Annotated in this window: 25 protein-coding genes; 11 read left to right on the forward strand and 14 right to left on the reverse strand. The window is 49.9% G+C overall.

Translation table 11 applies throughout. From position 1 onward, the window contains the following. Positions 1 to 6 precede the first annotated feature (6 nt). A complete protein-coding gene (locus BN3003_RS17550) occupies positions 7 to 813 on the reverse strand; it encodes an RNA methyltransferase (protein WP_058357909.1) in 807 nt (268 codons plus the stop codon). A gap of 155 nt (positions 814 to 968) precedes the next feature. Here BN3003_RS17550 and BN3003_RS17555 point away from each other — a divergent pair, with 155 nt between their 5' ends. Further along, the gene (locus BN3003_RS17555) at positions 969 to 1,754 is read left to right on the forward strand and encodes an inositol monophosphatase family protein (RefSeq protein WP_058357910.1); all 786 of its coding nucleotides are present in this window, start codon (positions 969 to 971) and stop codon (positions 1,752 to 1,754) included. 227 nt (positions 1,755 to 1,981) lie between these two features. Here the strand turns inward: BN3003_RS17555 and BN3003_RS17560 are convergent, their stop codons facing one another. Next, complete coding sequence (locus BN3003_RS17560) at positions 1,982 to 2,749, reverse strand: sulfite exporter TauE/SafE family protein (protein ID WP_058357911.1); 768 nt, start codon at positions 2,747 to 2,749, stop codon at positions 1,982 to 1,984. 68 nt (positions 2,750 to 2,817) lie between these two features. Between BN3003_RS17560 and BN3003_RS17565 the strand changes: the two genes are divergently transcribed. Next, complete coding sequence (locus BN3003_RS17565; protein ID WP_058357912.1) at positions 2,818 to 3,135, forward strand: low molecular weight protein tyrosine phosphatase family protein; 318 nt, start codon at positions 2,818 to 2,820, stop codon at positions 3,133 to 3,135. Positions 3,136 to 3,258: 123 nt separating this feature from the next. Here BN3003_RS17565 and BN3003_RS17570 read toward each other — a convergent pair whose 3' ends face one another. After that, positions 3,259 to 3,459, reverse strand: coding sequence for a dodecin family protein (locus BN3003_RS17570; protein ID WP_058357913.1), 201 nt, complete (start codon positions 3,457 to 3,459; stop codon positions 3,259 to 3,261). Between the two features lie 220 nt (positions 3,460 to 3,679). On the opposite strand from BN3003_RS17570, the gene BN3003_RS17575 reads away from it, so the two are divergent. The 5 genes from BN3003_RS17575 to BN3003_RS17595 all read left to right on the forward strand — a co-directional run bounded on the left by BN3003_RS17575 (position 3,680) and on the right by BN3003_RS17595 (position 7,491). Next, positions 3,680 to 3,931 (forward strand): hypothetical protein, encoded by a 252-nt coding sequence (locus BN3003_RS17575; RefSeq protein ID WP_147645462.1) that lies wholly within the window; start codon positions 3,680 to 3,682, stop codon positions 3,929 to 3,931. A gap of 92 nt (positions 3,932 to 4,023) precedes the next feature. Next, positions 4,024 to 5,442 (forward strand): MATE family efflux transporter, encoded by a 1,419-nt coding sequence (locus BN3003_RS17580; RefSeq protein ID WP_234333114.1) that lies wholly within the window; start codon positions 4,024 to 4,026, stop codon positions 5,440 to 5,442. Positions 5,443 to 5,499: 57 nt separating this feature from the next. Next, a complete protein-coding gene (locus BN3003_RS17585; RefSeq protein ID WP_058357916.1) occupies positions 5,500 to 5,703 on the forward strand; it encodes a hypothetical protein in 204 nt (67 codons plus the stop codon). 166 nt (positions 5,704 to 5,869) lie between these two features. Further along, positions 5,870 to 6,733, forward strand: coding sequence for a DUF1444 domain-containing protein (locus BN3003_RS17590; RefSeq protein WP_058357917.1), 864 nt, complete (start codon positions 5,870 to 5,872; stop codon positions 6,731 to 6,733). 47 nt (positions 6,734 to 6,780) lie between these two features. After that, positions 6,781 to 7,491: a DUF1287 domain-containing protein gene (locus BN3003_RS17595; RefSeq protein WP_082625718.1), complete on the forward strand. Its 711-nt coding sequence runs from the start codon at positions 6,781 to 6,783 to the stop codon at positions 7,489 to 7,491. Here BN3003_RS17595 and BN3003_RS17600 read toward each other — a convergent pair. From BN3003_RS17600 to BN3003_RS17620, 5 genes are all read right to left on the reverse strand, one after another. Continuing rightward, positions 7,442 to 8,533 (reverse strand): ATP-binding protein, encoded by a 1,092-nt coding sequence (locus tag BN3003_RS17600; protein WP_058357918.1) that lies wholly within the window; start codon positions 8,531 to 8,533, stop codon positions 7,442 to 7,444. The genes BN3003_RS17595 and BN3003_RS17600 overlap by 50 nt on opposite strands. Then, positions 8,515 to 9,189 (reverse strand): response regulator, encoded by a 675-nt coding sequence (locus BN3003_RS17605; protein WP_058357919.1) that lies wholly within the window; start codon positions 9,187 to 9,189, stop codon positions 8,515 to 8,517. Before BN3003_RS17605 ends, BN3003_RS17600 begins: the two co-directional genes overlap by 19 nt. Positions 9,190 to 9,198: 9 nt before the next feature. Beyond that, positions 9,199 to 10,869, reverse strand: coding sequence for a phosphoethanolamine transferase (locus BN3003_RS17610; protein ID WP_058357920.1), 1,671 nt, complete (start codon positions 10,867 to 10,869; stop codon positions 9,199 to 9,201). A gap of 170 nt (positions 10,870 to 11,039) precedes the next feature. Then, positions 11,040 to 11,732, reverse strand: a complete 693-nt coding sequence (aqpZ, locus tag BN3003_RS17615; protein ID WP_058357921.1) for an aquaporin Z — start codon at positions 11,730 to 11,732, stop codon at positions 11,040 to 11,042. Positions 11,733 to 11,920: 188 nt separating this feature from the next. Then, on the reverse strand, positions 11,921 to 12,763 hold the full coding sequence (locus BN3003_RS17620) for a sulfurtransferase (RefSeq protein WP_058357922.1): 843 nt from the start codon (positions 12,761 to 12,763) through the stop codon (positions 11,921 to 11,923). Between the two features lie 134 nt (positions 12,764 to 12,897). On the opposite strand from BN3003_RS17620, the gene BN3003_RS17625 reads away from it, so the two are divergent. Both BN3003_RS17625 and BN3003_RS17630 read left to right on the forward strand, forming a co-directional pair. Further along, a complete protein-coding gene (locus BN3003_RS17625; protein ID WP_058358106.1) occupies positions 12,898 to 13,632 on the forward strand; it encodes an S-methyl-5'-thioinosine phosphorylase in 735 nt (244 codons plus the stop codon). A 240-nt stretch (positions 13,633 to 13,872) separates the two neighbouring features. Further along, a complete protein-coding gene (locus BN3003_RS17630) occupies positions 13,873 to 14,451 on the forward strand; it encodes a hypothetical protein (protein WP_058357923.1) in 579 nt (192 codons plus the stop codon). Between the two features lie 296 nt (positions 14,452 to 14,747). Here the strand turns inward: BN3003_RS17630 and BN3003_RS17635 are convergent, their stop codons facing one another. The 4 genes from BN3003_RS17635 to hemN form a co-directional block, all read right to left on the reverse strand. Next, positions 14,748 to 15,170, reverse strand: coding sequence for a hypothetical protein (locus BN3003_RS17635; protein ID WP_058357924.1), 423 nt, complete (start codon positions 15,168 to 15,170; stop codon positions 14,748 to 14,750). Further along, positions 15,171 to 15,584: an OsmC family protein gene (locus BN3003_RS17640; protein ID WP_058357925.1), complete on the reverse strand. Its 414-nt coding sequence runs from the start codon at positions 15,582 to 15,584 to the stop codon at positions 15,171 to 15,173. 26 nt (positions 15,585 to 15,610) lie between these two features. Further along, positions 15,611 to 16,099, reverse strand: a complete 489-nt coding sequence (gene rraA / locus BN3003_RS17645; RefSeq protein WP_058357926.1) for a ribonuclease E activity regulator RraA — start codon at positions 16,097 to 16,099, stop codon at positions 15,611 to 15,613. A gap of 141 nt (positions 16,100 to 16,240) precedes the next feature. Continuing rightward, on the reverse strand, positions 16,241 to 17,647 hold the full coding sequence (gene hemN, locus BN3003_RS17650) for an oxygen-independent coproporphyrinogen III oxidase (RefSeq protein WP_058357927.1): 1,407 nt from the start codon (positions 17,645 to 17,647) through the stop codon (positions 16,241 to 16,243). A 280-nt stretch (positions 17,648 to 17,927) separates the two neighbouring features. On the opposite strand from hemN, the gene fnr reads away from it, so the two are divergent. Continuing rightward, positions 17,928 to 18,644, forward strand: coding sequence for a fumarate/nitrate reduction transcriptional regulator Fnr (gene fnr, locus BN3003_RS17655; protein ID WP_058357928.1), 717 nt, complete (start codon positions 17,928 to 17,930; stop codon positions 18,642 to 18,644). Between the two features lie 50 nt (positions 18,645 to 18,694). On the opposite strand, the gene BN3003_RS17660 is transcribed toward fnr, so the two are convergent. Next, positions 18,695 to 19,612, reverse strand: a complete 918-nt coding sequence (locus BN3003_RS17660; protein WP_058357929.1) for a TraB/GumN family protein — start codon at positions 19,610 to 19,612, stop codon at positions 18,695 to 18,697. 169 nt (positions 19,613 to 19,781) lie between these two features. On the opposite strand from BN3003_RS17660, the gene clpB reads away from it, so the two are divergent. Beyond that, complete coding sequence (gene clpB, locus BN3003_RS17665) at positions 19,782 to 22,358, forward strand: ATP-dependent chaperone ClpB (protein WP_058357930.1); 2,577 nt, start codon at positions 19,782 to 19,784, stop codon at positions 22,356 to 22,358. Between the two features lie 514 nt (positions 22,359 to 22,872). Here the strand turns inward: clpB and BN3003_RS17670 are convergent. Continuing rightward, positions 22,873 to 25,683: a hypothetical protein gene (locus BN3003_RS17670; protein WP_058357931.1), complete on the reverse strand. Its 2,811-nt coding sequence runs from the start codon at positions 25,681 to 25,683 to the stop codon at positions 22,873 to 22,875. Positions 25,684 to 25,961: the final 278 nt, after the last annotated feature.

Below are 25,961 nucleotides of genomic sequence, written 5' to 3' on the forward strand. Positions count from 1 at the left end.
GCTTTCTCAGTCGTGTTTGACCTGTTTTTCAACGTTGTGAAAAAAGCCACGCAAGATGTCGATTTCTTCTCGCTCCAATTGGGCGCGGTCAAACACCGCTTGCATGCGGCGCATCAAGCGCTCAGGCGGACGACGATCGAAGAAACCCACTCTGTCCATAGCGGCCTGTAAATGGCCAACCATGCCAGTGACTTGCGCATGGGTGGCGTATTCGTGCTCGGGGCGCAAATAGTCCATGCTGACATCGACATGGCTGAACAATTCATAACACACCACTTGCACCGCTTGCGCCAGATTCAATGAGAAGTAATTTGGATTACCATTGATGGTCATGAGGCGGTTACACGCCATCACTTCTTCGATGCTGAGGCCAAACGTCTCATTGCCAAACACCAACGCCACTTTTTCACCACGACGCGCGGCGTCGATTAAGCTCGGGCACAGTTCGCGCGGCGTGTGCATGGTGGCGGTGAGTTCGCGTTTGCGGCTGGTCAAGGCGCAGCTCATGGTGGTATCGGCCAAGGCTTCTTGTAAAGTCGCGACGATGCGCGCATTTTCCAACACATCTTTGGCGCCGGAAGCCAAGACAAAGCTTTCTTCTGGCAACACAAAATCGGCGGCGGCTTCAGGGTTAAACACCGGCACAGACGGCGTCATCGGCGTTTCAATCAGATTCGGAGCCACCAACACCAATTGGGTCAAACCCATGGTCTTCATCGCCCGTGCGGCCGAGCCTATGTTGGCTGGATGCGAAGTGCGCGCCAGCACCACGGTAATATTCTGTAAAAAATCAGGTAATTGGGGTTTTTCCATGTCGTTTGCTTCTTGGGGTTGGGCGCGAATTCGTTTATAATGCGCGCCAAATTATAGTATTTCGATCTTTAACAGCTTTTTCTTTGCCGCCTCGTCGCACCCGCGACGAAAGAGGCTATTGTAACGCTACACCCGATTATTTTGGAACTCACAACATGACCCCATTTTTGAACACGGCCTTGAAAGCCGCTCGCCGCGCTGCCAGTATGATGACCCGCGCTTCTAACAATTTAGATGCCGTGGTTTACGACAGCAAAGCGTTTAACGACTTTGTTTCAGAAGTCGACAAAGAATCCGAACGCATCATCTTAGAAGTGTTGTCAGAAGCCTATCCGCACCACCGCATCACCACCGAAGAATCGGGCAGCCACGGCAAAGCAAAAGCTGAATACGAGTGGATCATCGACCCATTGGATGGCACCACCAACTTCTTGCATGGCCACGGTCAGTACGCCATCTCCATCGCATTCTTGCACAAAGGCTTGGTTGAAGAAGCCTTGGTCTTCGCCCCAGAACGCAATGAGTTGTTCACCGCTTCTAAAGGCAAAGGCGCTTTACTCAACGACCGCCGCATCCGTGTTTCCAAACGCAAAGAAATGAATGAGTGCTTAATCGGCACTGGCTTCCCTGTGGTAGACCAATCGATGATGGACCAATACTTGGCCATCTTGAAAGACTTCTTGGGCAAAACCGCTGGCGCACGCCGCGAAGGCTCTGCAGCATTGGATTTGTGCAATGTGGCCGCTGGCCGTTTGGACGGTTTCTTTGAATTCAATTTGAAACCTTGGGACATCGCTGCCGGTTCTTTGATTGTGCAAGAAGCGGGCGGCATCGTGACCGACTTTGAAGGTGAACAAACTTGGTTACAAACTGGCAATATTGTTGCCGCTCCTCCTAAAGTATTGGCACAAATGTTACAAGTCATCGAATCACACAAATAATCATTGCTGATTAAATCCCAATAGCGGCCTGTAAATTGTTTACAGGCCGCATTTTTATGTCCACACACCTTGTGGATAAATCTCCATCTGCGTGCACTGCAACAGCATTGCCTAATATTTCAGCAAGCGCAATTTTTCTTTGTAAGTTCAAGGCTTGAGACAGTTATCAACACCCTTATGCACACTAACTGTGCATGGTTGGCTGTTGATAAGTGCGCGCATCGGCGTCAATGCGCCAGTTTTAACCACAATAATGGCAAGGATTGCCACAATTGCAGCAGCGCCATCGCCGCCAACATCATCAACACCACTTTTTGAAACAACACCGGCGACAAACGCTGTTGCCATTTAAACCCAACCAACCACAACAGCAAGGCCACCACACACACCGCCAGCATCATGTCGGCGTCTTGCCAAGTAAACAGCCATTGCCCACCGACCACTAAGCCAGCCAGTTGACACAGCTTGGACAAAATAAAACACAGATTGGCCACTTGTATGGTTTCGCGGCGGTCTTTTTTCATCGCCAATAAGGCAATCATCAAAATCGGAGCCATCGCATTGGTGGCGCTGCCAACCACGCCAGCCAAGAAACCCAAGCTGTTAAACTGCCATGCCGGCATCGCTGGCGTGTTCAAGCTCGCTGGTTTCAACCATGCCCGCCCCACATACCAAATCATCACCACTGCCAACAGCAATTGCAGCCACAAAGCCTCAACCAGCAACAGCACATACACGCCGAGCAAACTGCCCAACGTCGCCAATATCGCAAACAGCGCATAACGCTTGAACAGCGTTGTCATGCTCACACCTTGCAGCAAACTCACCCCATTGAGCAATAAAGACGGTAAAATCGTCCACGCCACCGCGGTTTGAAACGGCATAAACAGCGTCAGCAACATCGTCATTAACATCGGAAACGCAAAACCGCTCAAGCCTTGCAACAAAGCCGAAACCGCCACTATGGCCAATAAGGCCCAAGACAACACATCCATACCACCCCTCATCTGATTCATGCCAGTTTAACCAAAACGCATGTCAGTCACCACCTTACAGGCCGCTTATGAATGTTTTATTTGTGTGCAGTAAAAACCAATGGCGCAGCCCCACTGCCGAGAAAATCTTTGCCGATTATGCGGGTGTGCGCACGCGTTCGGCCGGTACCAGCAGCAGTGCCCGCCATCGCCTGAATCGGCGTGATTTGGATTGGGCCGAGATGGTGATGGTGATGGAAGAGCGGCACAAAACCATCATCAAACAGCAATTCTCCGATTTAGGGCACAAAAAAATCATCGTGCTCGATATCGCCGATGATTACGCGTTTATGGATGAGGAATTGATTGCGCTGCTGCAAGCGAGTGTCACGCCGTATTTGCCATAAACAGCAACATGCTCAAGACAACACAATGCGGCCTGTAAACCCATTGCTTTATTCATGCACAAGGTTTACAGGCCGCCTCTTATTGCTGGTAATGCCGTGTCTGTGTTTATTTCAACACTTAATTTATTTCAAAACAAAGGTAATTTTCAAATTAACACGGTATTCCACCACTTTGCCGTCTTTCACCACCACTTTTTGCTCGTTAACCCACGCGCCTTCGATGTTGTCTATGGTTTTGCTGGCTTTGGCGATGCCGGAAGTCACGGCATCATCGAAGCTTTTCTTGCTGCTGGAACTGATTTCAATGATTTTGGCTATGCTCATAGTGCGCTCCTTGGTTGGTAGACAGATGCGTTAAAAACGCCGCCATTAGACAGATGCACACAGGATAAAAGTTCAATGACATATTCAGACTGCGCATTTAAAAACAAATATTTACACTCCATCCGCATACAGCTATGCTCTTCAACACCATCACAACCCCACCCGCCAGCATGCAAACTGTGTTTGGATCGAACGGCGCCAACTTAAGCCTACTTTGCTGTTGTTGGCTTATGTTGCGCAATACACGTTAAATACATGGGATGAAGACGCCATCCATATGGGTTTAAGCGCTACCGATACTTGGCAAGAACGGTATTATGATGATGTCTTCACAGGTATTCACACGCTGCGTTTGGCATTTGCACAGGATGAAAAAGACAGCACCGATTTGGTTTTTATCCGCATTGAATATGCAGCGCAGTTAAAGGCGCCGATTGATGTGGTGGTTTATGCTGCCCAAACACTGCTCTGACAGCCATCAAATTAAAATATTCTTAAACTTACAGGCCGCTTCTGTACTGATGCCTATCCTAGGCCAACGGCTTAATCAAGGTTTACCTGTCGGTGTTCACACCATTCGCCCGTTCCATGATACAAAGCAGTATTGCACTGGAAACCCGCCTCGCCATGAAATTCAATCCCAAGCGCCCTTTTTGGCAGCAATTTTTGCTGTTTTTACTGCCTTTGATCGCCACCAATATTTTGCAATCGCTGTCGGGCACCATCAACACCATTTTTGTCGGTCAAATGATGGGCGTGAACGCGATTGCGGCCATTTCGGTGTTTTTCCCGATTTTGTTTTGCCTGCTGGCCTTTATCATCGGTTTATCGGCTGGCGCCACCGTGTTGGTCGGTCAGGCTTGGGGCAAGGGTGAAAACGAGCAAGTGCAAGCAATTACCGGTGCGACTTTGTTCATGACCTTAATCGGCGGCGTCGTCATCGCCGCATTCGGCGTGTATTTCGCGCAAGACATCTTGCTCGGTCTGGACACTGACCCCAGCCTCATTCCACTGGCCTTGCCGTATGTGCAAACCATGCTCGCTGGTAGCCCGATCTTGTTTGTCTACATCATTTACACCTCGATTTTGCGCGGCGTGGGCGACAGCAAAACGCCGCTATTGGCCTTAGGGCTCACCAGCGGCATAGGCTTGATCGTGACGCCAGCGCTGATTAAGGGCTGGTTGGGCTTGCCGCAACTGGGCATCTTGGCGCCAGCGGTAGCAACGATATTGGGCTATGTGTTGGTGTTGTTGTTTTTAACCGTCTACCTCAATCGCCGCCGCCACATTTTGCGCATTAACCGCCATTTGTGCGCACGCATACGCTATTCGCCGACTTTATCGCCGCTCATCCTCAAGCTGGGCGTGCCCACGGGCATACAAATGGTCACCAATTCACTAGCAGGTTTGGTCATCATCGGCTTGGTCAACGGCTTCGGCCCGCAAGCCACCGCGGCTTATGGCGCGGTCAACCAAGTCAACAATTATGTGCAGTTTCCGGCGATGTCGATTGCGATTGCGGCGTCGATTTTTGCCGCCCAAGCCATAGGCTCGGGACAAATGCAGCGCTTGGCCAAAGTCACCTTAACCGCCTTGAGCATGAACCTCTACCTCACCGGCGGTTTAATCGTGTTGGCGTATTTGTTTTCTGAAAACTTGATGGCCTTGTTCATTACCGATGCGGCGGTGGTGGAGCTGGGCGGCGAATTGCTGCACATCATTTTGTGGAGCGTGTTGTTTTTTGGCGCGGCAGGCATTTTTGCCGGCATCATGCGCGCCAGCGGCACTGTGATGATACCCACCCTCATCAATATGGTCGCCATCTTGGGCATAGAATTGCCGGCCGCGTATTGGTTTAGCCACATTTGGGGCTTGCACGGCATTTGGATGGCGTATGCCTTGGCATTTGTGTGTTTGTGCATCATGCAAGGCCAGTATTACCACTGGGTATGGAAGAAAAAATCCATCCAAGCTTTGGTGTAAGATACCGCAGTATTTCGGTTTAACCCGTTGCGTGTTTAATGGCTAAGGAGTCTTACCATGTCAGAACCCATTTATCCGAGCGAAACCCGTTTTTGTGCGGTCTGTCAGCAAGATACGACGCACACCCTCCATGGCGTTTACATCCAAACGCCGAATTTTCTGCGTTTACCAGCCTTGGATTGCGCGCGTTGCAGCGTGTGCAGCCATTACCAAATCGATGCCGATGGCCACACTGTCTACACACAAGCGCCCACACCGTAAACACTGTTACAGGCCGCATTGTCTGAGCCAAACACACGAAAAGCCAAGATGCGGCCTGTAAACCCTACACACATTATTTGCAGACACTTGCAGCCAGTTCCGTCCAAGCCACACTGTGGCCAAGACTTGAATACTGCCTTTGAACGACACAAGTAAGGAGTTTTGTATGGGATTTTTCTCCAAATTGTTTGGCCAAAGCGCTGGCCATAAGCAGCTATCGAAACGCGAATTCACCGAACAATTGGCGCAAGAAGTTCAGCAAACCGTGCCAGATGCGCGCGTGGAAGTCAAAGATGCCGATGACGACGCCGAAATCAGCATCCACATTACATACCCGAATGCCGAAAGCAATATTGTCTATCCCGACAATTTGTACGCCAGTTACAGCCAAGGCCGTGCTGACTATGAGTCGTACAAGCAAAACATCCTCAACAATATTTACGACTATTATTACGGCGAAGAAGAAACCGCTACCTTGATGCCCAACATCAAGCACATAGACTGGGTGGCCGAGGTGGAACGGGTGACCGCCACGCAAGGCAAAGACGATGCACCACCACAACGCTTGGTCACCTTCCCGTTCGCAGGGGATTTGGTCACAGTATTGGCGCTGGATTACCCCAATAAAATGGGCTATGTGTTTGAAGCCGACTTGGCTGAGCACACGCCCGATGGCAGCAAAGACACGGCTTTGCACATGGCTTTGGAGAATTTGCGCGCTTATAGTGAGCATGTCAGCGTCGAAACGGTGGACGACACTTGGCACCGTGTCAGCTTAGATCAAACCTATGACGCCAGTTTGGCCTTAATATTGGACACGATTTTGCCGCAATTAGCATTATCGGCCGAGCCGGTATTGGCCTTGATTGCCCGCGACCAATTCATCGTCGTCGATGGCAATGCCAGCCGTGACCTAGAAGTATTACAACAATTTGCGGCCGAACAAGTCAAGCAAGTGCCACATGCCTTATCGGCGCACCTGTACCGCTATCGCGATGGCCGCATCAGTGTGTACGAGGCATTGCAATAAGGCCCATCTTCGCCTAAGGTAAGACCTCCACACCATAGGAGTCACCCATGAAATTGCGCTACCCTTTTGCAGCCGCCGTGTTGGGTCTGGTGATATGGGCAGCTTGGCCAGATGCCGCACCGACACCGGCGGCAACCACCGCCCCCAGTGTCAGCCCCGATCATGGCCGCGATGTCATCATTTTGCCCAATCCGCTGCATCCTGCTGCGTCCGATGCCCAAACCCAAGCGGCGCGAGCTTCGCCGCCACTGGTGGCCGCCGCGCGCAGCCAAATCGGCAAGACGCTGCATTACGACCCGGCTTACACCGAAATCGCCTACCCCAATGGCGATGTGCCCTTAATCAAGGGCGTGTGTACCGATGTGGTGATACGGGCGCTGCGCAGTTTGGACATAGACTTGCAGCAATTGATACACGAAGACATGCGCACCGCGTTTAGCGCCTATCCGCAATTGTGGGGACTCAGCCAAGCCGATGCCAATATCGACCACCGCCGCGTGCCCAACATCCGCCGCTATTTTGAACGCCAAGGCTATCAAGTCGATAATGGCGTGTTTCAAGCCGGCGACATCATCACTTGGGATTTGGGTCAAGGTTTGGTACACATCGGCATCGCCTCAGACCGAAGCAATGCCAAGGGCGAGCCGCTGATCATTCACAACATCGGCCGTGGCACCCAAGAAGAAGACATCTTGCACCGCTATGCCATCACCGGCCACTATCGTCTTCCTGCCACTGCAGCGCATCTGCTCGCTTAAGCTTAAGCAACACTTGCAAACCGCCACCGGCCACATTGTGCAAACTCAACTCGGCCTGATGCAAATCGGCAATGCGTTTGACGATGCTCAGCCCCAAACCATAGCCTTGTTTGACTTGGTCGGCGCGAAAAAAACTGTCGGTCAATTGCCCCAATAATTCTGGCGCCACTCCCAGCCCATTGTCGCTCACTTGCACCACCCAATCCTCGCCCTCAGCCAACACCGCCACTTTGATTACAGGCCGTTCTCCAGCATATTTGCGTGCGTTTTCGAGCAGGTTTTTCAACGCAATTTGCAGCAAAGGCGCTGAAGCCACGCAATACGCAGCGCAGGGCAGCTGCCACTCGGTTTCGATATCATCGTACCACTCAAATTCTTGTTGCAAAGGCACACACACATGCGCCACCACATCCAAGCGCTCCATACCCAACAAGCCAGCGCGGCTTTGCTGACTGGCGCGCGCCAATTGCAGCAATTGGTCGGTCAATTGCATCAAATCATCGATGCGCCGTATCAATAAGGTCATGGTTTCGGGAGATTCAGAGGTCAACAGTTCCAAATGCATGCGTATGCCTGCCAGCGGCGTGCGCAATTCGTGCGCCACATCGGCGGTAAAACGACGCTCATGCTCTAGACCTAAGGCGATGCGCTGCAACAAGCGATTGGTGCTGTCGACGATGGTGATCACTTCGGCACTGGCGTTTTTTTCCAACGGCAAGACGGCCAAATCATGGGTGGAACGCTGGTTTACCCCTTGCGCCAAATGCTCTAAAGGCTCAGTCAGGCGGCGTATCAAGAAATACAAGAACCCGACCGACACCCCCACACAAAAAAGCGCTGGCAACACAAATGCCAGCACCGATTCCATTTTTTCATGCTCAATTTTGGCTTCGATTTCGGCATCGCTTAAGTCGGCCTGTACCAAGATGGCCACTTGTTCTTGGCTTTCGTGCCACAGCCACAAAGCGGTAATGGTTTGCGTGAGCACCAAGACCGTGACCACCACCAATAACAAGCGTACTTTTAAGCTGCGTGTAAACATGCGGACACCAAGCGATAGCCTTGCCCACGCACGGTTTCGATTGCCCCTGCTGGCAATTTTTGGCGCAAATGGTGCACATACACTTCCAAGGTATTGGAGCCCAATTGGTCGCTCCAAGTGTAGACATCGCTGAGCAACAGTTCGCGCGCAACAATTTGGTCTATGCGCAGCAGCAAGCGGTTCAGCAGTGCGTATTCCCGCCCGGCCAATTTCAAATCCACACCGGCCCAATACACAGTTTTTTGTCCCAAATCCAAACTTAAGTTACCGCTTTGCAGCAAATTCAAGCTGCGCCCCTCACTGCGGCGCAATACCGAACGCATGCGCGCCAGCAATTCGCTGATGGCAAACGGTTTGACCAAATAATCATCGGCGCCCGCATCCAGTCCTGCCACGCGGTCTTGCACCTCATCGCGAGCGGTTAAAATAATGATGGGCACGCTGTTTTGCTGCGCGCGCAGGTGTTGCAATACTTCCAAACCATTGCCATCGGGCAAACCCAAATCCAATAAAATTAACGCATACTCGGTGGCATCCACCCATTGTTTGGCCTCGCGCACCGTGGCCGTGGCCTCGCAAAACCAACCATCACGGCGCAATGCTTCTTTGATGCCACTTTGCAATAAAGCATCGTCTTCTACCAACAAAACCTTCATCTTCCGTCCTTATGCCTTGCCTTGTGAACACGCATTCAATACATCCAGTTTGCCACTATACGCTTGCGTGTGCACGTTTAGGCCGCCCAATACCGTGTGGAACAAATTGTCTTGCGATACCGCTTGGCTTTTGGCCATGTTTTGCAAACAGCTGGGGTTTACCGCATGTTGTTGGTAAAACTGCGGATTGGCCCAGAACAGCATTTGGATATGGGTTTGCTCTGTCGGCGCAATCGCATACGGTGTGCCATGCAAATACAATCCTTTTTCACCCAAAGACTCACCATGGTCAGACAGGTATATCATCGCCGTGTTCACATCTTGTTGCTGCTTCAAGGTTTCGATCAAGCTGTTTAATACCGCATCGGTGTATACAACAGTATTGTCATAGACGTTGTTCAAGGCTTCTTGGCTGCAAGTATTGATTTCATTGGTGTTACAGGCCGGCTTAAACACCTCATATTGCTTAGGATAACGCTGATAATAAGCCGGACCATGGCTGCCATTCATGTGCAAGACCAAGAATTGGTCGGCCTGTAACGGCTGCTGCAAACGCTGCTGCAACGCACCTACCAATTGCTCGTCGTAACACAAGCCTTCGGGGCAATCTTGTTTCAATTGCTGTGTTGGCACCCGACCACACGTTTCTTGGCAACCGGAATTGTTGTCTACCCACTCGACTTTCACACCAGCGCGTTGAGTGATGTCGAGCAAATTGTCGCGCATAGGTGCATTGTCGATGTTGATGTCTTGACGACTCAAATCTGAAAACATGCACGGCACCGAATAGGCGGTGGCCGTACCGCAAGACTGGGCATTTTGAAAGCTGATGACGCCTTGTTGCTTGCTCAATAAAGGATTGGTATTGCGCGCATAGCCATTGAGCGAGAAGCGGTCACCGCGACCGGTTTCACCGACCACCACCACAAACAGCGTGGGCTTGTTCACCGTTGCAGGTTTGACTTGTTTGGCATCCATGCCCACATGCACATACACTTGGTGGGCATCGCGGTATTGGTGTTGCGCATAACCGACGCTGGCGGTAATGAAGTTAAACGGCACCAGCATTTTCACCACTTGCTTGTTATTGCGGAAAAAGCTGGCGTAGTTTTTGTAAATCGGCAAACTGGCAGCCAAACCCAAGGCCACACCCAATAGCGCAAACAACAGATGAAAACTCAGATTGCGCCACCATTTTTGTATTGGTCGACGTCCCACGCCCCACACATACAACATGGCCGGCAATAAAAACACCACCATCCACAGCAACAGCTTCAAAGACAGCAAATCTTTTGCCTCATGCACATCGGTGCGCATCACATTGGTGAGCATGTGCCGGTCTATGTAAACCTGATAATTGAAAGAAAAATACGCGCAGGCAATGCTGATGACAAACAACAGCGTCAACAGCGGTTTGGCAAATCGTCCCCAGCAAAACAGCAACAACACCGCCGTGGTCACCCCCAATACCAACAGCATTTGCGACAGCATAAACACCGCATCCATCAAGCTGGTAAGGTGCAATAATTGGTAAGTGCGCAGCCAATACGGGCTGTTAATCCAAAACGTCAACAAGGCCGCCGCACCAAACACATAGCCTATTTCAGGCAGGCTGTGCTTGAGCACGACTTTACCGGCAGCCTTGTTCGGCACGGTTTCCAAGGTTTCAACCAGACGCATAGCAATCTTTCTTAGACAGTATGCATACAGTTTAAAAAGCCAAGATTAATAAAACCTTAAGTCGCTGTCTTCCCTGAAAAAACCCTATAAGTAAACCCTATTAACAAAACCACATAACAAAGCGGCCTGTAATCGTTTACAGGCCGCTTATTCAGAACACACTCAGGCTGTCAGTTCTTATCGCCAGCCATCGCTTTGTACAACACCGCACCGATGACGGCACCGACGATAGGCGCCACCCAGAACAACCACAATTGCCCCAATGCCCAACCACCTTGGAACAAAGCCACGCCAGTAGAACGGGCGGGATTGACCGAAGTATTGGTCACCGGAATGCTGATTAAGTGAATTAAGGTCAAAGCCAAACCGATGGCAATCGGTGCGAAACCCGCCGGCGCACGTTTGTCGGTTGAGCCCAAGATGATGATTAAGAAGAAGGCGGTCAACACCACTTCAATGACCAAAGCGGCCATCATGCTGTAGCCGTTAGGCGAATGTTCACCAAACCCATTACTGGCGAAACCCGAAGCCGTGGCATCAAAGCCGGCTTTGCCCGAAGCGATGATGTACAACACCGCACCGGCCGCAATCGCGCCTATCACTTGTGAGGCGATGTAAGGCAATAAGTCTTTGCCATCAAAGCGCCCACCCACAAACAAGCCGACCGATACCGCAGGATTGAAATGCCCACCTGAAATATGTCCCACGGCGTAAGCCATGGTCAACACGGTTAAACCAAACGCCAGCGAAACCCCGGCGAAACCTATGCCCAATTCAGGGTAGGCCGCAGCCAATACGGCTGAACCACAGCCACCAAAAACCAACCAGAATGTGCCGAAAAATTCAGCCAAATACTTATTCATGTTTATGGACTCCCATAGTGTGATGAAAACGCCACAGTAGCAACCGTATTGCCCAGCCCGAACCTGCAACTGTTAACATCGGCATCAAGTTGTCACCAGACTGACAAACGACTGCAAAAAAACGGGTTACATGACATCAAAACACTCAAGCATTGCGGCCAAGCCCACCCATACAGATGGGCCATAAACTATTCGGCGGTCACTATCGGACGGCTGTTGTCGCTGGTCCACTCACTCCACGAACCCACATACAAACGGCCATCGCCCAAACCGGCGTGTTTTTGCGCCAATAAATTGACACATGCGGTCACGCCACTGCCGCATTGGTGGATCAAAGGCTTGCCATGCGCCACCGCTTGCCACAGTTTTTGTAAAGCTTGTGCGTCCAAAAACTGTTGCTGTGCATCCAAATTCAGTTGGAAAAACAAATTGGCTGCACGCGGGATGTGGCCTGAAACCTTGTCCAATGGATGCGGTTCGCCTTCAAAACGCTCGCTGCTGCGCGCATCCACCACCAATGCTTCTTGGGTTTGAATGTTGGCCATCACTTCGTCTGCACTGACCACTTGCAACAGGCTCTCGCCCGCTTGCCAGTCTGTCGCCGCAGGTTTTTCCGGCACTTCGGTACTCATCACACCACCGGCGCGCAACCATGCAGGCAAGCCCCCATTCAACACCGCCACCGCCTCATGGCCCAACCAGCGCAGCAATGCCCACGCACGCGCGGCAAACATGGTTGAACCTTGATCGTAAATCACCACTTGTGTGTCAGATGTCAGCCCATGGTTACGCAACCAGTGTGCCAAATGTTTGCGCTCAGGCAACGGATGTCGGCCATTGTGACCGCTCAGCACACCAGACAATTCCCTATCCAGATGCAGATAATGCGCACCGACGATGTGGCCTAGGTCATAAACCTGTTGTCCAAATGTGGCATCATTCAAATCAAAGCGCACATCCAACAGCAATACCTTGCCATTGCCTTGTAACAATTGTTGTAATTCTGAAGCGCTGATCAGTGTGGTATACATATGCTGCTCCTTTATGCAGATGCAATGTAGAACCACGCTAGCGCAAGCCCAGTCTTTTGTCCAGTGGCGGCTGGGCGAATTTGCCCTTGTTTGCGACTTATGGCTACAATCGCCACAAGCTCGGAGGAAACACCATGATTGCGATTATTGGCGGCAGCGGCTTGACCCGTCTGCCAGAAATGAATTTAAGTCGTCGCCAAATTGTGCGCACGCCTTATGGCTTACCCAGCTCCACTTTGCTGTTTGGCAACATCGGCAAACTGGAAGTGGTGTTTTTGGCGCGGCATGGCTTTGGCCACACCATCGCGCCACACAAAATCAACTACCGCGCCAATGTGTGGGCTTTGCACCATGTCGGCGCACGCTCCATCATCTCGGCGGCAGCGGTGTACAGCATGAACGAGGCCTTGCGCCCTGGCAATTTGGTGTTGCCATCGGACATCCTCGACTACAGTTACGACCGCGAACACACGTTTTACCAAGGTGAACACCAACAAGTATTGCACACGGCATTTGACGAACCTTACGACAGCGGCCTGAAAAAAATGATTGCACAATCGGCAAGCCAATTGGCGCAATTGGAATTGAAAAAAGAAGCGGTCTACGCCTGTTTGCAAGGCCCGCGCTTCCCCAGCAAGGCCGAAGTGCGCCGCCTCAGCCGCGATGGCGCCGATGTGTTTGGCATGACCGGTATGCCCGAAGCGATATTGGCCAAGGAATTGGGCATGCGCTATGTGCACTTATGCGGCATCATCGGCTGGGCGCCAGGAATGGAAGACACTTGCGCCACGTGCAGCCGCGCCCCAGGCGAGGAAACCGAATACCAAGCCATCGCCCACATCCGCGCCTTATTGGCGGCTTTGAGTTAAACCATTGCCTTTTTGTGGGTTTTACCATGTTTACAGGCCGCATTAAGCGGCCTGTAAACACATCTGATGCTGATTTAAAGCAATTTTTGTTTGAATCGGTAGGAATGAGCAGAATTATCAAATTATCGTTTAAAAATGATTTGAACTGATGACACCAAGCCAAATTTGCAAGTATGCTCGAATTGACAAGTTTAAATTGACCAAGCTTCCTCACAATAAACACATCTCAATAGGTGGTTTATGTTTCAAAAACTGCTTAAGCATATTCAATATTACTTTTTTACGCCCCACCAAGGTGTTCCACCTTGGTGGGTGAACTTAACTGTATTTTATATCGCTTTCTTTTTAATTTTTATGGTTTGGGCACCCATTAAAGTGAACACGGCAGAACCCATGAAGTTTTCTATGGAAAACAAGGATGATGTTTTTATTGTAGAAATGACTGGATACAGTTATATCAATATGAAGTCATTTTCAGACTGGATGAAGATGGAGTTTAATGGTCAAGCATATTGGTGTAACAACATATTGGTAAATAGAACTGCAAATACAAAACAAATTAGAAATCATCTTAAGCATCAAAGAACTAGGATTGATAATATTGAGATTTTAGTTATCAATAAAAAATATTGCCTTGTAACAAGTATCAATGAGTACAAAAATTCAAGTTCATTAAATGAGAAACAGATTCAAACCATGTTGAAAAGAATTGGCCCCGTTTCTACCTATTTTTTGTACAAGTTAATTACATTTATTCTATTAGGATTTTATTTATATTGGATTTACAGTAAAGCCGCGAAATCAAAGACACAATCATAAGAGAATCATTGAGATGGTCATCTGGTGATTGCAAAATGGCATACGCTGCAAGCAGTTAATGGCACAGCTATGCAGCTCACACAAGCAGTGGCATGGTTTCAGTAAACACACAGATTCGGCGATTTTGTCATGCACACATCACAATATGGGCAATAACATGGCCAACATCACTTGCACAAATGGATACGCTTTACGGCCATGCGCTACAAACATCCCTATCCATCCTTGCCCCTCCACAAACTTACAGGCCGCATTAAGCGGCCTGTAAGCTGGGTCAGATTCGGATTCAACTCAGTTTAAATCAGCTTTTTATTGCGCTGACACGCGCGTATCAGCAGCGTTTCCAATGAAGTGCCGCTGGGTGGGTAGACCATTTTGGCGCGGTGGTTTTCCCATTCTTTGATGACGCCGCCGGTGACATCGCGGGTGATGTCGCGCACGTATTTGAGCTTGCCTTGTTTGCAATCGGCCTCAAACATGGCCACGGTGGTACAGGTGTCCATGCGGTATTTGCTGACGCATTGCACGATGTCGGTTTTCACCAAGAATTGTGCCGGATGGCCGGCCTGAAAATGCGCGGTGTCCATAAACGTCTTTTGGCCAAACGCATCTTTGGCAATCAATTGCCATTTGCCGCTGTCTTTGGGGTCGCCAATGGCGGCCTGTACCGCCAAGCTACACCCCAACACCAGCAAGCCCAAGCAGATTGAGGTTTTCATTTACAGCTCAACCACCTCAAAACTGTGGCTCACCTCTGCGGCTTTGCCCAACATAATCGACGCCGAGCAGTATTTGTCTGCTGATAAACTCACCGCCTTGCCTATCGCTTCTTCGCTCAGATTGCGACCGCTGACGATGAAATGGATGTGAATTTTGGTGAACACACGCGGTGTGCTGTCGGCACGCTCGGCTTCCACCCGCGCTTTGCAATCGACGATGTCTTGGCGCTGTTTTTGCGCAATGCTGACCACGTCTATGCTGGAGCAACCTGCCATGCCCATTAACAGCATTTCCATTGGACTGGCACCGCGTTTTTCACCTTGGGTGCTGCTGCCGTCCATCACCACGGTGTGGCCCATGGCATTGCTGGCGACGAAGCAATTGCCGTCTACCCATTGTGAGGTAATGATCATGATACTGTCTTTCTGTAATAAATAGGTTAAGCCAAAGGCTCGGCGCTGACCAAGATGCCGTCTTCATCGCTGTACAAATAAGCACCGGGGGCGAAGTCAACGCCACCGAAGCTCACCAACACATCGACCTCACCAGCACCGTCTTTGGCGCTTTTGCGCGGGTTGGTGCCCAAAGCCTTGAGGCCGAATTCCATGCGGTTAATCACCACGCTGTCACGAATCACGCCATAGATGATGACACCGGCCCAATTGTTTTTACAGGCCGCTGCGGCAATTTGGTCGCCCATTAAGGCACTGGCCAAAGAACCGCCGCCGTCTACCACCAGCACTGCGCCCTTGCCTTCGCTGTTGGCCAATTGCTTTACCAAACCGTTGTCCCGAAAACACTTGACGGTGCGGATGCGGCCTGAAAAGCGTTGGTGTTTGCCAAAGCGTCGAAATTGCACCTCGCACGAAGGCGTATCGGGATGCAAATCAATCAAATCAGCGGTTTGTATGGCTTGGTACAAAGGCATGGCGGTTTCCTTTTTTGCAGTGGTTTAAGCCGTTCCGAACAAGCATGTAGGGCAGCGCAACGGATGCGTCGCAAGTTTGCATCAAGCGGCGCCCAAAGTAAAGGCGTCCTTGAATCAGGACGCCCATTGTAAATCATGGCATTACACTGTTTGCGAATAACGCGGCAGCGGCGAGGTTTCGGCTTGGCGCTGGCGCAAATACTGGTCAAACACCATCGCAATATTGCGGATTAAGAAGCGGCCTTTGGCGGTGACATTGAGGCCGTGTTTGTTGATTTCCAACAGCCCTTGCTGTTGTTGCAACAGCAATTCTGGCCACTCACGTCCAAAATACTCTTTGAATTGGATGCCGTATTGTTCTTCAAATGGCGCGAACAACAGGCTGAATTGGCACATCAAGGTTTGGATCAAATTGCGGCGCAGTAAATCGTCTTGCTTGAGCAGCAAGCCGCGCATCACCGGCAATTCGCCGCGGTCTATGCGCGCATAATACTCGGGCAAGTCTTTTTCATTTTGGACGTAGCTGACACCGACTTTGCCGATGCTGGACACACCTATGCCGATTAAATCGCAATCGCCGTGGGTAGAATAGCCTTGGAAATTGCGCTGCAAACGCCCTTGCTCCAAAGCTTGTGCCAATTCATCATCTGGCTTGGCAAAATGGTCCATGCCGATGAACACATAGCCTTGCTCGGTCAACCACTCCACTGCCCATTGCAAGATGTCCAATTTTTCCGTGCTCGAAGGCAAATCTTCGCTGGCAATGCGGCGTTGCGGTTTGAACAAATGTGGCATGTGCGCATAGTGGTACAAGGCCAAACGGTCGGGATTCAGCGCCAATACCTGTTCTAGCGTGGTTTGCATGCTGGCCAAGCTCTGATGCGGCAAGCCGTATATCACATCGACGCTGATGGATTGAAAGCCAGCATCGCGCGCCGCCGCCATCACTGCAGCGGTTTCTTCTATGCTTTGGATGCGGTTCACCGCGGCCTGTACTTTGGGATCGAAGTCTTGTATGCCCACGCTCATGCGGTTAAAACCGAGTTCACGCAAACGATACACCGTGTCGGTGCTGACTTTGCGCGGGTCGATTTCGATGGAGTATTCGCCGCGCGGACTGAACTGAAAATGGCGCTTGATGTGTGCAAACACCTGCGCCAATTGTTCGTCATTCAGAAAAGTGGGGGTACCGCCGCCAAAATGCAATTGCGCCAATTGGTGTTGGCCTTGCAAATACGGGGCAATCAAATCCAGTTCACGCCCCAAATAGGCGATGTATTCATCGGCGCGGGCGGTGTCTTTGGTGATGATTTTGTTGCAACCGCAATAATAGCAAATGGTATTGCAAAACGGCACATGCACGTACAAAGACAAAGGCCGATTGAGCGCGCCGACATTGCGTTGCTGCAAGGCATTTTGGTATTGCTTGGCATCAAAGCCTGTATGAAAGCGATCCGCAGTCGGATAGGAAGTGTATCTTGGACCATTCTTGGCCAAGGTTTCTACCAAATGCCGATCAAAGTCGACTTGCCGCTGTGGAATGTGCACTTTAGTAGCCTGTTCAGTTTTGTCATTGTAAACAAATTAATAATTACGCGGATTTTGCCACTTCCTAGCTGACCAAGACTTGATTTAAATCAATACATGATGTTATATGAGTAAGAATTGCGTTTTTTGATTCACATCATGTACTTAGTGAAGTAGAATAGCCATGGTAACTCATCACTCATTAGAATGTTAATTCGGATATTGCATTAAGTTTAAATTACACGCAATGAAACACCGAAGATGAGATGCCTCTTTATTCATCATTATAAAAAGTCTCTGCATGCAACTGAAAACTTTGTGCTCGACCTGTTCTTTGCGCGAACTGTGTTTACCTGTTGGGTTAAATCCTGAAGAAATCACACAATTGGATGCTGTGGTTCGCCAAAGTCGCCGCATCAAACGCGGTGAATATTTATTCCGTGCCGGTGAAGCTTTCACCTCTTTGTTTGCAATCCGCATTGGTTTCTTCAAAACCGTGATTGCCAGCCAAGATGGTCGTGATCAGGTGACGGGTTTCTCTATGTCTGGTGAATTGATTGGTTTGGATGGCATATCTTCTGGCTTGCATACTTGTGATGCCGTGGCCTTGGAAGACAGCGAAGTGTGCGAATTGCCGTTTGATCGCATGGAAGACCTAACCCAAGAAATCCCTTCTTTGCAAACGCATTTTTACCGCTTGATGAGCCGTGAAATCGTGCGTGACCAAGGCGTGATGCTGTTATTGGGCAATATGAAATCGGAAGAACGCATTGCCGCTTTCTTGCTGAACCTGTCGCAACGTCTGCAAAAACGGGGCTTTGCCGCGACGGATTTTATCTTGCGCATGTCGCGTGAGGAAATCGGCAGTTATTTGGGTTTGAAGCTGGAAACGGTCAGCCGCAATTTGTCGAAATTCCACCAAAGCGGTTTGATTGCGGTAGACCACAAACACATCCGCATTAACGACATCCAAAAATTAAAAGACATGGTCTCAGGCTGTAGCCATCAGGCACACTGATGGGGTTTTGATTTAACACGACAGCGCCCTGTTTACAGGACGCTGCTGTGTTAAATACGGTACGGTGTCACGGTATAACCACGTTCTCTGAGCAACACGATCAAACCACTGCCGCCAAACAAGTGCGCCGTTCCTACCGCCACCAATGTTGGCTCGGCCTGTAAATGCGCTTCTATCTTCGGCATCCACGCCACATTGCGCTGTTGTAACAAATCACCAAACAACCATTGCTTCCAAAACTGTCTGTCCTGCTTGGGATAATGCTTGACCGCATCATCGGCATCCAAAATCTTCGCTACCAACGCCTTGCTGTTGCCGCTGTGATATTGCTGCAGCATTTGCACCTGCTCTTGTTGTGCAATCTGCGCATAGTCTAAATCGGCGTCTATCGCACGTAATAAACGCGCAGTGGGAATGCGTTTGAACAGGTACAAAGGTTCTAAGGTTTCCAAAGCGACAATCTTGCGTTTCCGAGATTTAGCGGCCTGTAACAACAACACGTCTATGCCCGTATTCATGCTGTAACCGGGCATATTGTAATCGGTGGCCATCGCCATCCATGCCATCCACGGCGCCATGTCATCATCGGCCTGTAACATCAAGCTGCTGCCATTGCGGCGAAACGCGGCATTGATTCTCTTGACCCTGTCCATGCCTATGCTGTGTTTAAGCGGTGCATCGCCCACAATCAAAGCCGCCATTTGGCGCTGCAAACGCTGTCCTTGCGCCCCACTCCAATCGTCTTCATTCGATTCCACCAGCAGTGTTTTTTGCGTGGCCACTATGCGCGCATACGCAGGAGGCAAGACCGCGCCTTGTTTGCCCAAATGCACAGTGCCGATTAAATACGATACCGGTTGGCCTTGTTTGTGTACCTTCCACACAAAACCGCCATCGGTATCACCCGCCCACGCGCTGTTCAGCAACAGCCAACTCACACACCACAACAGCCACAACATTTGCGCCATGCACAATTTTACCCAAGCACATCTTGGCAATAGGCTCAAAACCTCATTAAGATGGCCGTTGTGCTGTAACAGACCATTTCCGACATGAATATTTTTCATTTTTCACCTTGACAAACCGACACTCAAACCCATATGGGATACATGAGAAAACCCGATACAGGAGTGTGCAATGCGTTTTGAACAGTTGACCCAGCGTTTTCAGCAAGCCTTACAGGACGCCCAAAGTTTGGCGATGCGCAATGATAACGGCTATCTGGAAGCGGTGCATGTCTTAAAAGTATTACTCGATGATTTTGATGGCGGCAGCCAGTCCTTATTGCAACAAGCGCACGTCGATGTGGCGCGTTTGCAAGGCGAAGTGCAAACCATGATACACGGCCTGCCCAAAGTGACCGGCCAAGGCGGCGAAATTCTACCCAGCCGCGAATTGCAAAATACCCTGAATTTAATGGACAAAGCAGCGGCCAAACGCGGCGATACCTTTATTGCCAGCGAATTGTTTTTTGTCGCTTTGTTACAAGAAAACGGTGCCACTGGCAAATTATTGAAACAAGCTGGCGCTTCCGAAGCCAGCCTGAACAATGCCATTGATGCCATACGTGGAGGACAAAGCGTGGACAACGCCAATGCAGAAGACCAACGAGAAGCCTTAAAAAAATACACCTTGGATTTGACCCAACGCGCACGCGAGGGCAAGCTCGACCCAGTGATAGGCCGCGATGACGAAATACGCCGCGCCATCCAAGTGTTGCAACGCCGTACCAAAAACAACCCCGTGCTCATCGGTGAACCGGGTGTGGGTAAAACCGCCATTGTGGAAGGCTTGGCGCAGCGCATCGTCAATGAAGAAGTGCCTGAGTCTTTAAAAGGCAAACGCTTATTGGTATTGGATTTGGCCAGTTTGATTGCCGGTGCGAAATTCCGCGGTGAGTTTGAAGAACGCTTGAAAGCGGTGTTGAACGATTTATCCAAAGACGATGGCCAAACCATCATTTTCATCGACGAAATCCATACCTTGGTCGGCGCAGGCAAGGCCGATGGTGCAATGGACGCCGGCAATATGCTCAAACCGGCATTGGCGCGTGGCGAGTTGCACTGCATAGGCGCGACCACTTTGGACGAATACCGCCAATACATTGAAAAAGATGCGGCCTTAGAGCGCCGTTTCCAAAAAGTGATGGTGAATGAGCCCAGTGTGGAATCGACGATTGCGATTTTGCGCGGCCTGAAAGAGCGTTATGAAATCCACCACAAAGTGGAGATCACCGACCCTGCCATCGTCGCTGCAGCCGAATTGTCGGCGCGCTACATCACCGACCGTTTCTTGCCTGACAAAGCAATCGACTTGATTGATGAAGCCGCCTCGCTGATTAAAATGGAAAGCGAATCCATGCCCGAAAGCATGGACAAACTCAATCGCCGCATCATCCAATTGAAGATTGAAGAAGCGGCCTTGAAAAAAGAAAGCGACGACGCGTCGAAAAAACGCTTGGAATTGATGCAAGAAGAATTGCTCGATTTGCAAAAGCAATTCTCCGATTTGGAAGAAGTGTGGAAAGCCGAAAAAGCCGTGTCACAAGGCTCGGCTGGCATCAAAGAGCAAATCGACCAAATCAAAATCAAGATGGCGCAATTGCAACGCGAAGGCAAATGGGAAGACTTGGCCAAACTGCAATACGAACAATTGCCTAAGCTTGAAGCGCAGTTACAGGCCGCTGAAACCCACCCTGCGGCCGAGAGTGGCAATAAATTATTGCGCACCGAAGTGGGCGCAGAAGAAATTGCCGAAATCGTCAGCCGCATGACCGGCATTCCGGTGGCGAAAATGATGCAAGGCGAGAAAGAAAAACTGCTGAACATGGAAGGCGTGTTGCACCAACGTGTGGTTGGTCAAGACGAAGCCGTGACAGCTGTGGCCAATGCCATCCGCCGTTCACGCTCTGGTTTGTCCGACCCGAACAAGCCTTATGGCAGCTTCTTGTTCTTGGGCCCGACTGGCGTGGGCAAAACCGAGTTGTGCAAAACCTTGGCCGGCTTCTTGTTCGACAGCGAAGACCATTTAATCCGCATCGACATGTCGGAATACATGGAGAAACATTCGGTATCGCGCTTAATCGGTGCGCCTCCGGGCTATGTCGGCTATGAAGAAGGCGGTTATTTGACCGAACAAGTGCGCCGCAAACCTTACAGCGTGGTACTTTTGGATGAAGTGGAAAAAGCCCATCCGGATGTGTTCAACATCTTGTTGCAAGTGTTGGACGATGGCCGTTTGACCGATGGTCAAGGCCGCACCGTGGACTTTAAAAACACCGTGATTGTGATGACGTCTAACATCGGCAGCATGCACATCCAAACCTTGGGCGAAACCGCTTCTTACCAAGACATCAAAGACGCGGTGATGGAAGACGTGAAAATCCATTTCCGTCCGGAATTGATTAACCGCATTGATGAGGTGGTGGTGTTCCACAGCTTGGGTCAGGCGCAAATCCGTTCCATTGCCAACATCCAGCTCAAAGGCTTGCGCAAACGCTTGGAAGGTTTGGACTTGCATTTGCAAATTGATGACGCGGCTTTGGATGTGTTGGCCGAAGTGGGCTTTGACCCAGTATACGGTGCACGCCCATTGAAACGTGCCATCCAAGCGCAAATTGAAAACCCATTGGCGCAAAAATTGTTGGCGGGCGTGTACGCACCTGAGTCCACCATCATGATTACCGCCAAAGACGGACAATTGGCATTTGAATAAAGTTTTAAACATAAAGCTGTGAATATGTTGTAATGCTTGCTGCAAAAGCGGCCTGTAAGTTTACAGGCCGCTTTTTTTATATCCAGATACCATTCACTATGTCTCTTGATATCCAGTAATCACCGTATTGAATCACTGTCTTTCATGGTCAAAAAAAAGCAGCCCTAAGGCTGCAAAAAAGGCAAAATCAAATCATCAAACCCAAGGCATAGGCGCTGACATCAAGTTCGTGGATGGTGATTACCGTCACTCGTACCATAAATATGGAGTTGGCAATGCTTGAGTAATACTATTTAAGAGCGTCATTTCATGATTTTAAGCACGACGTGTGGTTTTGATGAAATACGGCATTGTATGCCCCTCTGTTGCATCAATACATACCACTACCATCAACACAGCTTTAAGCAGCAAGAAACCCATCTACCAACTGATGCCAAGCAGTGACAGACAAAAAAAACGGCACCACTTATTAAAGTGATGCCCTCAAACGCTTAAGGTAAGCAATGAAACTGGTTTATGCGACTTTTTGAGAATTGCGGCTCCCCTTCTCTTGTAGCCATTGTTTGCGCAAATGTTGTGCTGCACGGCTCCATACCACGTAGCGCCCTGCATCGGCCCACTCGGCGTCCTCTAACTCGATGCCTTCTGGGAGGCTTTCGCGTTTGATTTGTGCCAAGACTTCCTCCAATTGATTCCCTATTTGTTCTGCTTCGTTCAAAAACACTTTTTCACTTTGCATGTGCTCATGCACATCTACCAACTTCTGCACATCGTCTAAGGCGATGTAATCGACCACGTCTGCCAATTGCTCGGTATTGAAATCCAAGGCTTGCGATTTCTCTGACACTTGCAATTGGTAATGCCCTGCTTCTTGTACCAAGCGGCCTGAAGCATGTGCCAACAACAGGTGTTGGCGTATCAATTCGCGATTGCGGTTGATGCTGTTTTTTTGCATCACCGTGATAGCCGCATTGCTGCCATCGATGTGCAAGTGCAGCAAGGCCTCATCGCTGTGATTGAACTGGCGGTATGCATGCAAAAATGCCGGCAGCTCTACCCATTCGTCCAAATAACAGGTGCTGGCATAAATGAATTGCGCGCCATTCACGCCTTGCAGCGGAATGACTTTGGCTTTGGGCAGGCTTTGCTGCGCCGAATGTGCCAACCACGAAGTCACCAATTCATGTTGCTGTATGTGCTCGGCACAAGCCAAGCAGGCGCTTTCATTGACCGTGTATTGCGTGGTCAACACATGCCCCAAAGGCTGTATCAGTTTGTGGAATTGCTTGGTCAAATTGCTCAACGCGTATTTGCCCAAATACTGCACTTGTTGCTGATCCAGCTCGGTAATGCGCTGCTCCAAGATGTTTTCCATCACCTCAGGCTCGTTGTGCAAAATGGTCTTGGCCACTTGCGCCGCCGCCACACGCACATCGTCTTGCCATTTGCCCGCTTGGATAAAGGCCACCAATTGGTCAAACCCGCTTTGTTTGCCCAAGCTTTGGGCACACTTGGCATTCACCGCCGGTGCCACATCGCGTGCCGCATTGCGGGTAGCGTTAACCAAGGCTTGCAAACTGGCTTTGTTCGGTTGCAACAAATAGCGGTAATGCATCGCCTGCACCACTTGCTCCAGCCAATTACTTTGTTGGCTGTCCAAGGTTTGGTTCAGATTTTTCTGAATTTGCGTGGCCTGTAACAACCAAGCTTCAGAAGCGTTATACAGTTTTTGTTGCAAATCCAATAAATACGGCTGCATCGCCAAAATCATTTTTTCGGCAAACAAATTGGCTTTGTACTTACAGCGCTCGATGAACAAGCGGCTCATGTGATCGGCCACGGTATCCAAGCTGTATTCTTTTGCCAACAAGCCGCGTTCTTTTTTATTCGCACGCTGCCATTGGCCTGACAAATCCTCCCACCAAGTGGCACAAGCCTTAATCGCATCAATGTTGTTTTCTTGCTGTAGCAAGAAATCTTGGTGCCATTGCACATAATGGATGATGATGCCTTCAACAGCGGCCTGTAAATCACTCAAACTGCTGTGACCTTGCTGCCAAGCGTGCCACATCTGGGTTTCCACAAACGCCACATGCGCTTCGGCCATTTGATTCAAGCGCGCATCGCTGTTTTCATAAAACAGCTCCGCCCCCACTTTGCGAAATTGCTTGTCGTAAATCGCGCGCAATTGGCTGGCGATGCTTTCTGCCTGTTCAAACCAATCGCCGCTGCTTTTTTGTTGCAATACCGTGGCGCTGTGTTGTTGCCAATCGATGTCGATATTGCTCCACACACCGATGTGCTCGCCGCAACTGTCTTCGTCCAATGTCAATTGCGTTTGCGTTAACACGCAGCCCATGGCCGTCAATTCCGCTATTTCCATGCTAATGGCTTGCGCAGGCGCCACGGTATTGGTCAATGAAGCCAATAATTTGGACTCACATTGCTCTACCAATAAGGTTTCCAAGGCTTCGATATCGAAGTCTAACGACGCTTGTAACATCGAAGCAAAGCGCGGCAACATCTTCGCGCTTTTGGCATTGCTCGGTTTCAAAATCTTTTGGTACTCTTGCGTCAGCGTTTGGCGCAAAGTGCCGTAATCATTGTGTCCGACATTGGACAAGGTCAATAAGGCATCAACAAATTGCAAGAATGTAGTGTCGTTTTGCACTTGCGGGCATTGCTGCAAATACGCGACCGCCCACAAGGGCTCGCCGCAAGGATAGTCTTCACCGCTATTGATGTCGCTCGGTGTCCAACGCCCTTGGCTGAGCTGACTCAATTCGGTTACCGCTGCACCGATTACCGCCGCTTCTTCTATGGCCAAGTTTTGCATTTGTGGCAATAAAAACACTGGGTAGAAACTTGCCAGTGGATAGCGCTCTTTTAAACCAAACAAACAGTCTATCCACACCGCACTGGCAAACGAATCGGCCATGTCAATTAAGATGATGATGTTGTGCGCTTCCACATTCGCTTCGCGCAAACTGCTGACGATGCTGCTCCACACCCAATCTTGGTGTTGCGAAAACAACAAACGCGCATAACGGCGCGATACATCAAAACCAGAAAACGGTGTTTTTTGCTCAAAAGCACCGGTGCGATTCAAAAATGGCAGCAGTTGTTTGAGCAATTGCCGCCGCATGTCTATGCAATGCGGCTGACCCAAAAACATGCTGTCAGTCAGGTTTTCTTGTGTCTTACTGCTGCATATCCGCACGGCGGCGTATTTCGACCCTGTCGTTGCGGGCACATAAGCATCGACATTGGCTGATGTTTTGAACAAATCACCCAAGCCTATGATCAGTTTTTGCTCGGCATCCATGTGCGCTCTCCGCTTCAGAAGCTGATGTGACCCAGCCCTACCCACTTGTTTTTATATAAAGTACTTATTTGAACGACAAATTTACCAGCATAGTCTTCATAACCATCAAAATAAATTAAAGTAAAAAACTTTAAAGTATCAATTCAGTTAACAATTAGTTGCATTAATCGAAATCTACTTTAAATAAGTTATCCACTCCAATTGATTTTTAAAATCATTCTAATCACTTCAATAAATAACAATTTTGGAAATAATATATTGCGGATATTGCAACTGTA

Origin of the sequence: Vitreoscilla massiliensis (assembly GCF_001457815.1) — a bacterium.
Classification (GTDB): domain Bacteria; phylum Pseudomonadota; class Gammaproteobacteria; order Burkholderiales; family Neisseriaceae; genus Vitreoscilla; species Vitreoscilla massiliensis.

Coding starts and splice junctions, on each gene's coding strand:
- BN3003_RS17605 (WP_058357919.1), bottom strand. CDS start 9,189: ATGAAGGTTTTGTTGGTAGAAGACGATGCTTTATTGCAAAGTGGCATC.
- rraA (WP_058357926.1), bottom strand. CDS start 16,099: ATGCCTTTGTACCAAGCCATACAAACCGCTGATTTGATTGATTTGCAT.
- BN3003_RS17585 (WP_058357916.1), top strand. CDS start 5,500: ATGTCAGAACCCATTTATCCGAGCGAAACCCGTTTTTGTGCGGTCTGT.
- BN3003_RS17560 (WP_058357911.1), bottom strand. CDS start 2,749: ATGGATGTGTTGTCTTGGGCCTTATTGGCCATAGTGGCGGTTTCGGCT.
- BN3003_RS17590 (WP_058357917.1), top strand. CDS start 5,870: ATGGGATTTTTCTCCAAATTGTTTGGCCAAAGCGCTGGCCATAAGCAG.
- BN3003_RS17630 (WP_058357923.1), top strand. CDS start 13,873: ATGTTTCAAAAACTGCTTAAGCATATTCAATATTACTTTTTTACGCCC.
- BN3003_RS17550 (WP_058357909.1), bottom strand. CDS start 813: ATGGAAAAACCCCAATTACCTGATTTTTTACAGAATATTACCGTGGTG.
- BN3003_RS17635 (WP_058357924.1), bottom strand. CDS start 15,170: ATGAAAACCTCAATCTGCTTGGGCTTGCTGGTGTTGGGGTGTAGCTTG.
- BN3003_RS17565 (WP_058357912.1), top strand. CDS start 2,818: ATGAATGTTTTATTTGTGTGCAGTAAAAACCAATGGCGCAGCCCCACT.
- BN3003_RS17670 (WP_058357931.1), bottom strand. CDS start 25,683: ATGGATGCCGAGCAAAAACTGATCATAGGCTTGGGTGATTTGTTCAAA.
- BN3003_RS17570 (WP_058357913.1), bottom strand. CDS start 3,459: ATGAGCATAGCCAAAATCATTGAAATCAGTTCCAGCAGCAAGAAAAGC.
- BN3003_RS17610 (WP_058357920.1), bottom strand. CDS start 10,869: ATGCGTCTGGTTGAAACCTTGGAAACCGTGCCGAACAAGGCTGCCGGT.
- fnr (WP_058357928.1), top strand. CDS start 17,928: ATGCAACTGAAAACTTTGTGCTCGACCTGTTCTTTGCGCGAACTGTGT.
- BN3003_RS17595 (WP_082625718.1), top strand. CDS start 6,781: ATGAAATTGCGCTACCCTTTTGCAGCCGCCGTGTTGGGTCTGGTGATA.
- aqpZ (WP_058357921.1), bottom strand. CDS start 11,732: ATGAATAAGTATTTGGCTGAATTTTTCGGCACATTCTGGTTGGTTTTT.
- BN3003_RS17625 (WP_058358106.1), top strand. CDS start 12,898: ATGATTGCGATTATTGGCGGCAGCGGCTTGACCCGTCTGCCAGAAATG.
- clpB (WP_058357930.1), top strand. CDS start 19,782: ATGCGTTTTGAACAGTTGACCCAGCGTTTTCAGCAAGCCTTACAGGAC.
- BN3003_RS17660 (WP_058357929.1), bottom strand. CDS start 19,612: ATGGCGCAAATGTTGTGGCTGTTGTGGTGTGTGAGTTGGCTGTTGCTG.
- BN3003_RS17555 (WP_058357910.1), top strand. CDS start 969: ATGACCCCATTTTTGAACACGGCCTTGAAAGCCGCTCGCCGCGCTGCC.
- BN3003_RS17620 (WP_058357922.1), bottom strand. CDS start 12,763: ATGTATACCACACTGATCAGCGCTTCAGAATTACAACAATTGTTACAA.
- BN3003_RS17640 (WP_058357925.1), bottom strand. CDS start 15,584: ATGATCATTACCTCACAATGGGTAGACGGCAATTGCTTCGTCGCCAGC.
- BN3003_RS17600 (WP_058357918.1), bottom strand. CDS start 8,533: ATGTTTACACGCAGCTTAAAAGTACGCTTGTTATTGGTGGTGGTCACG.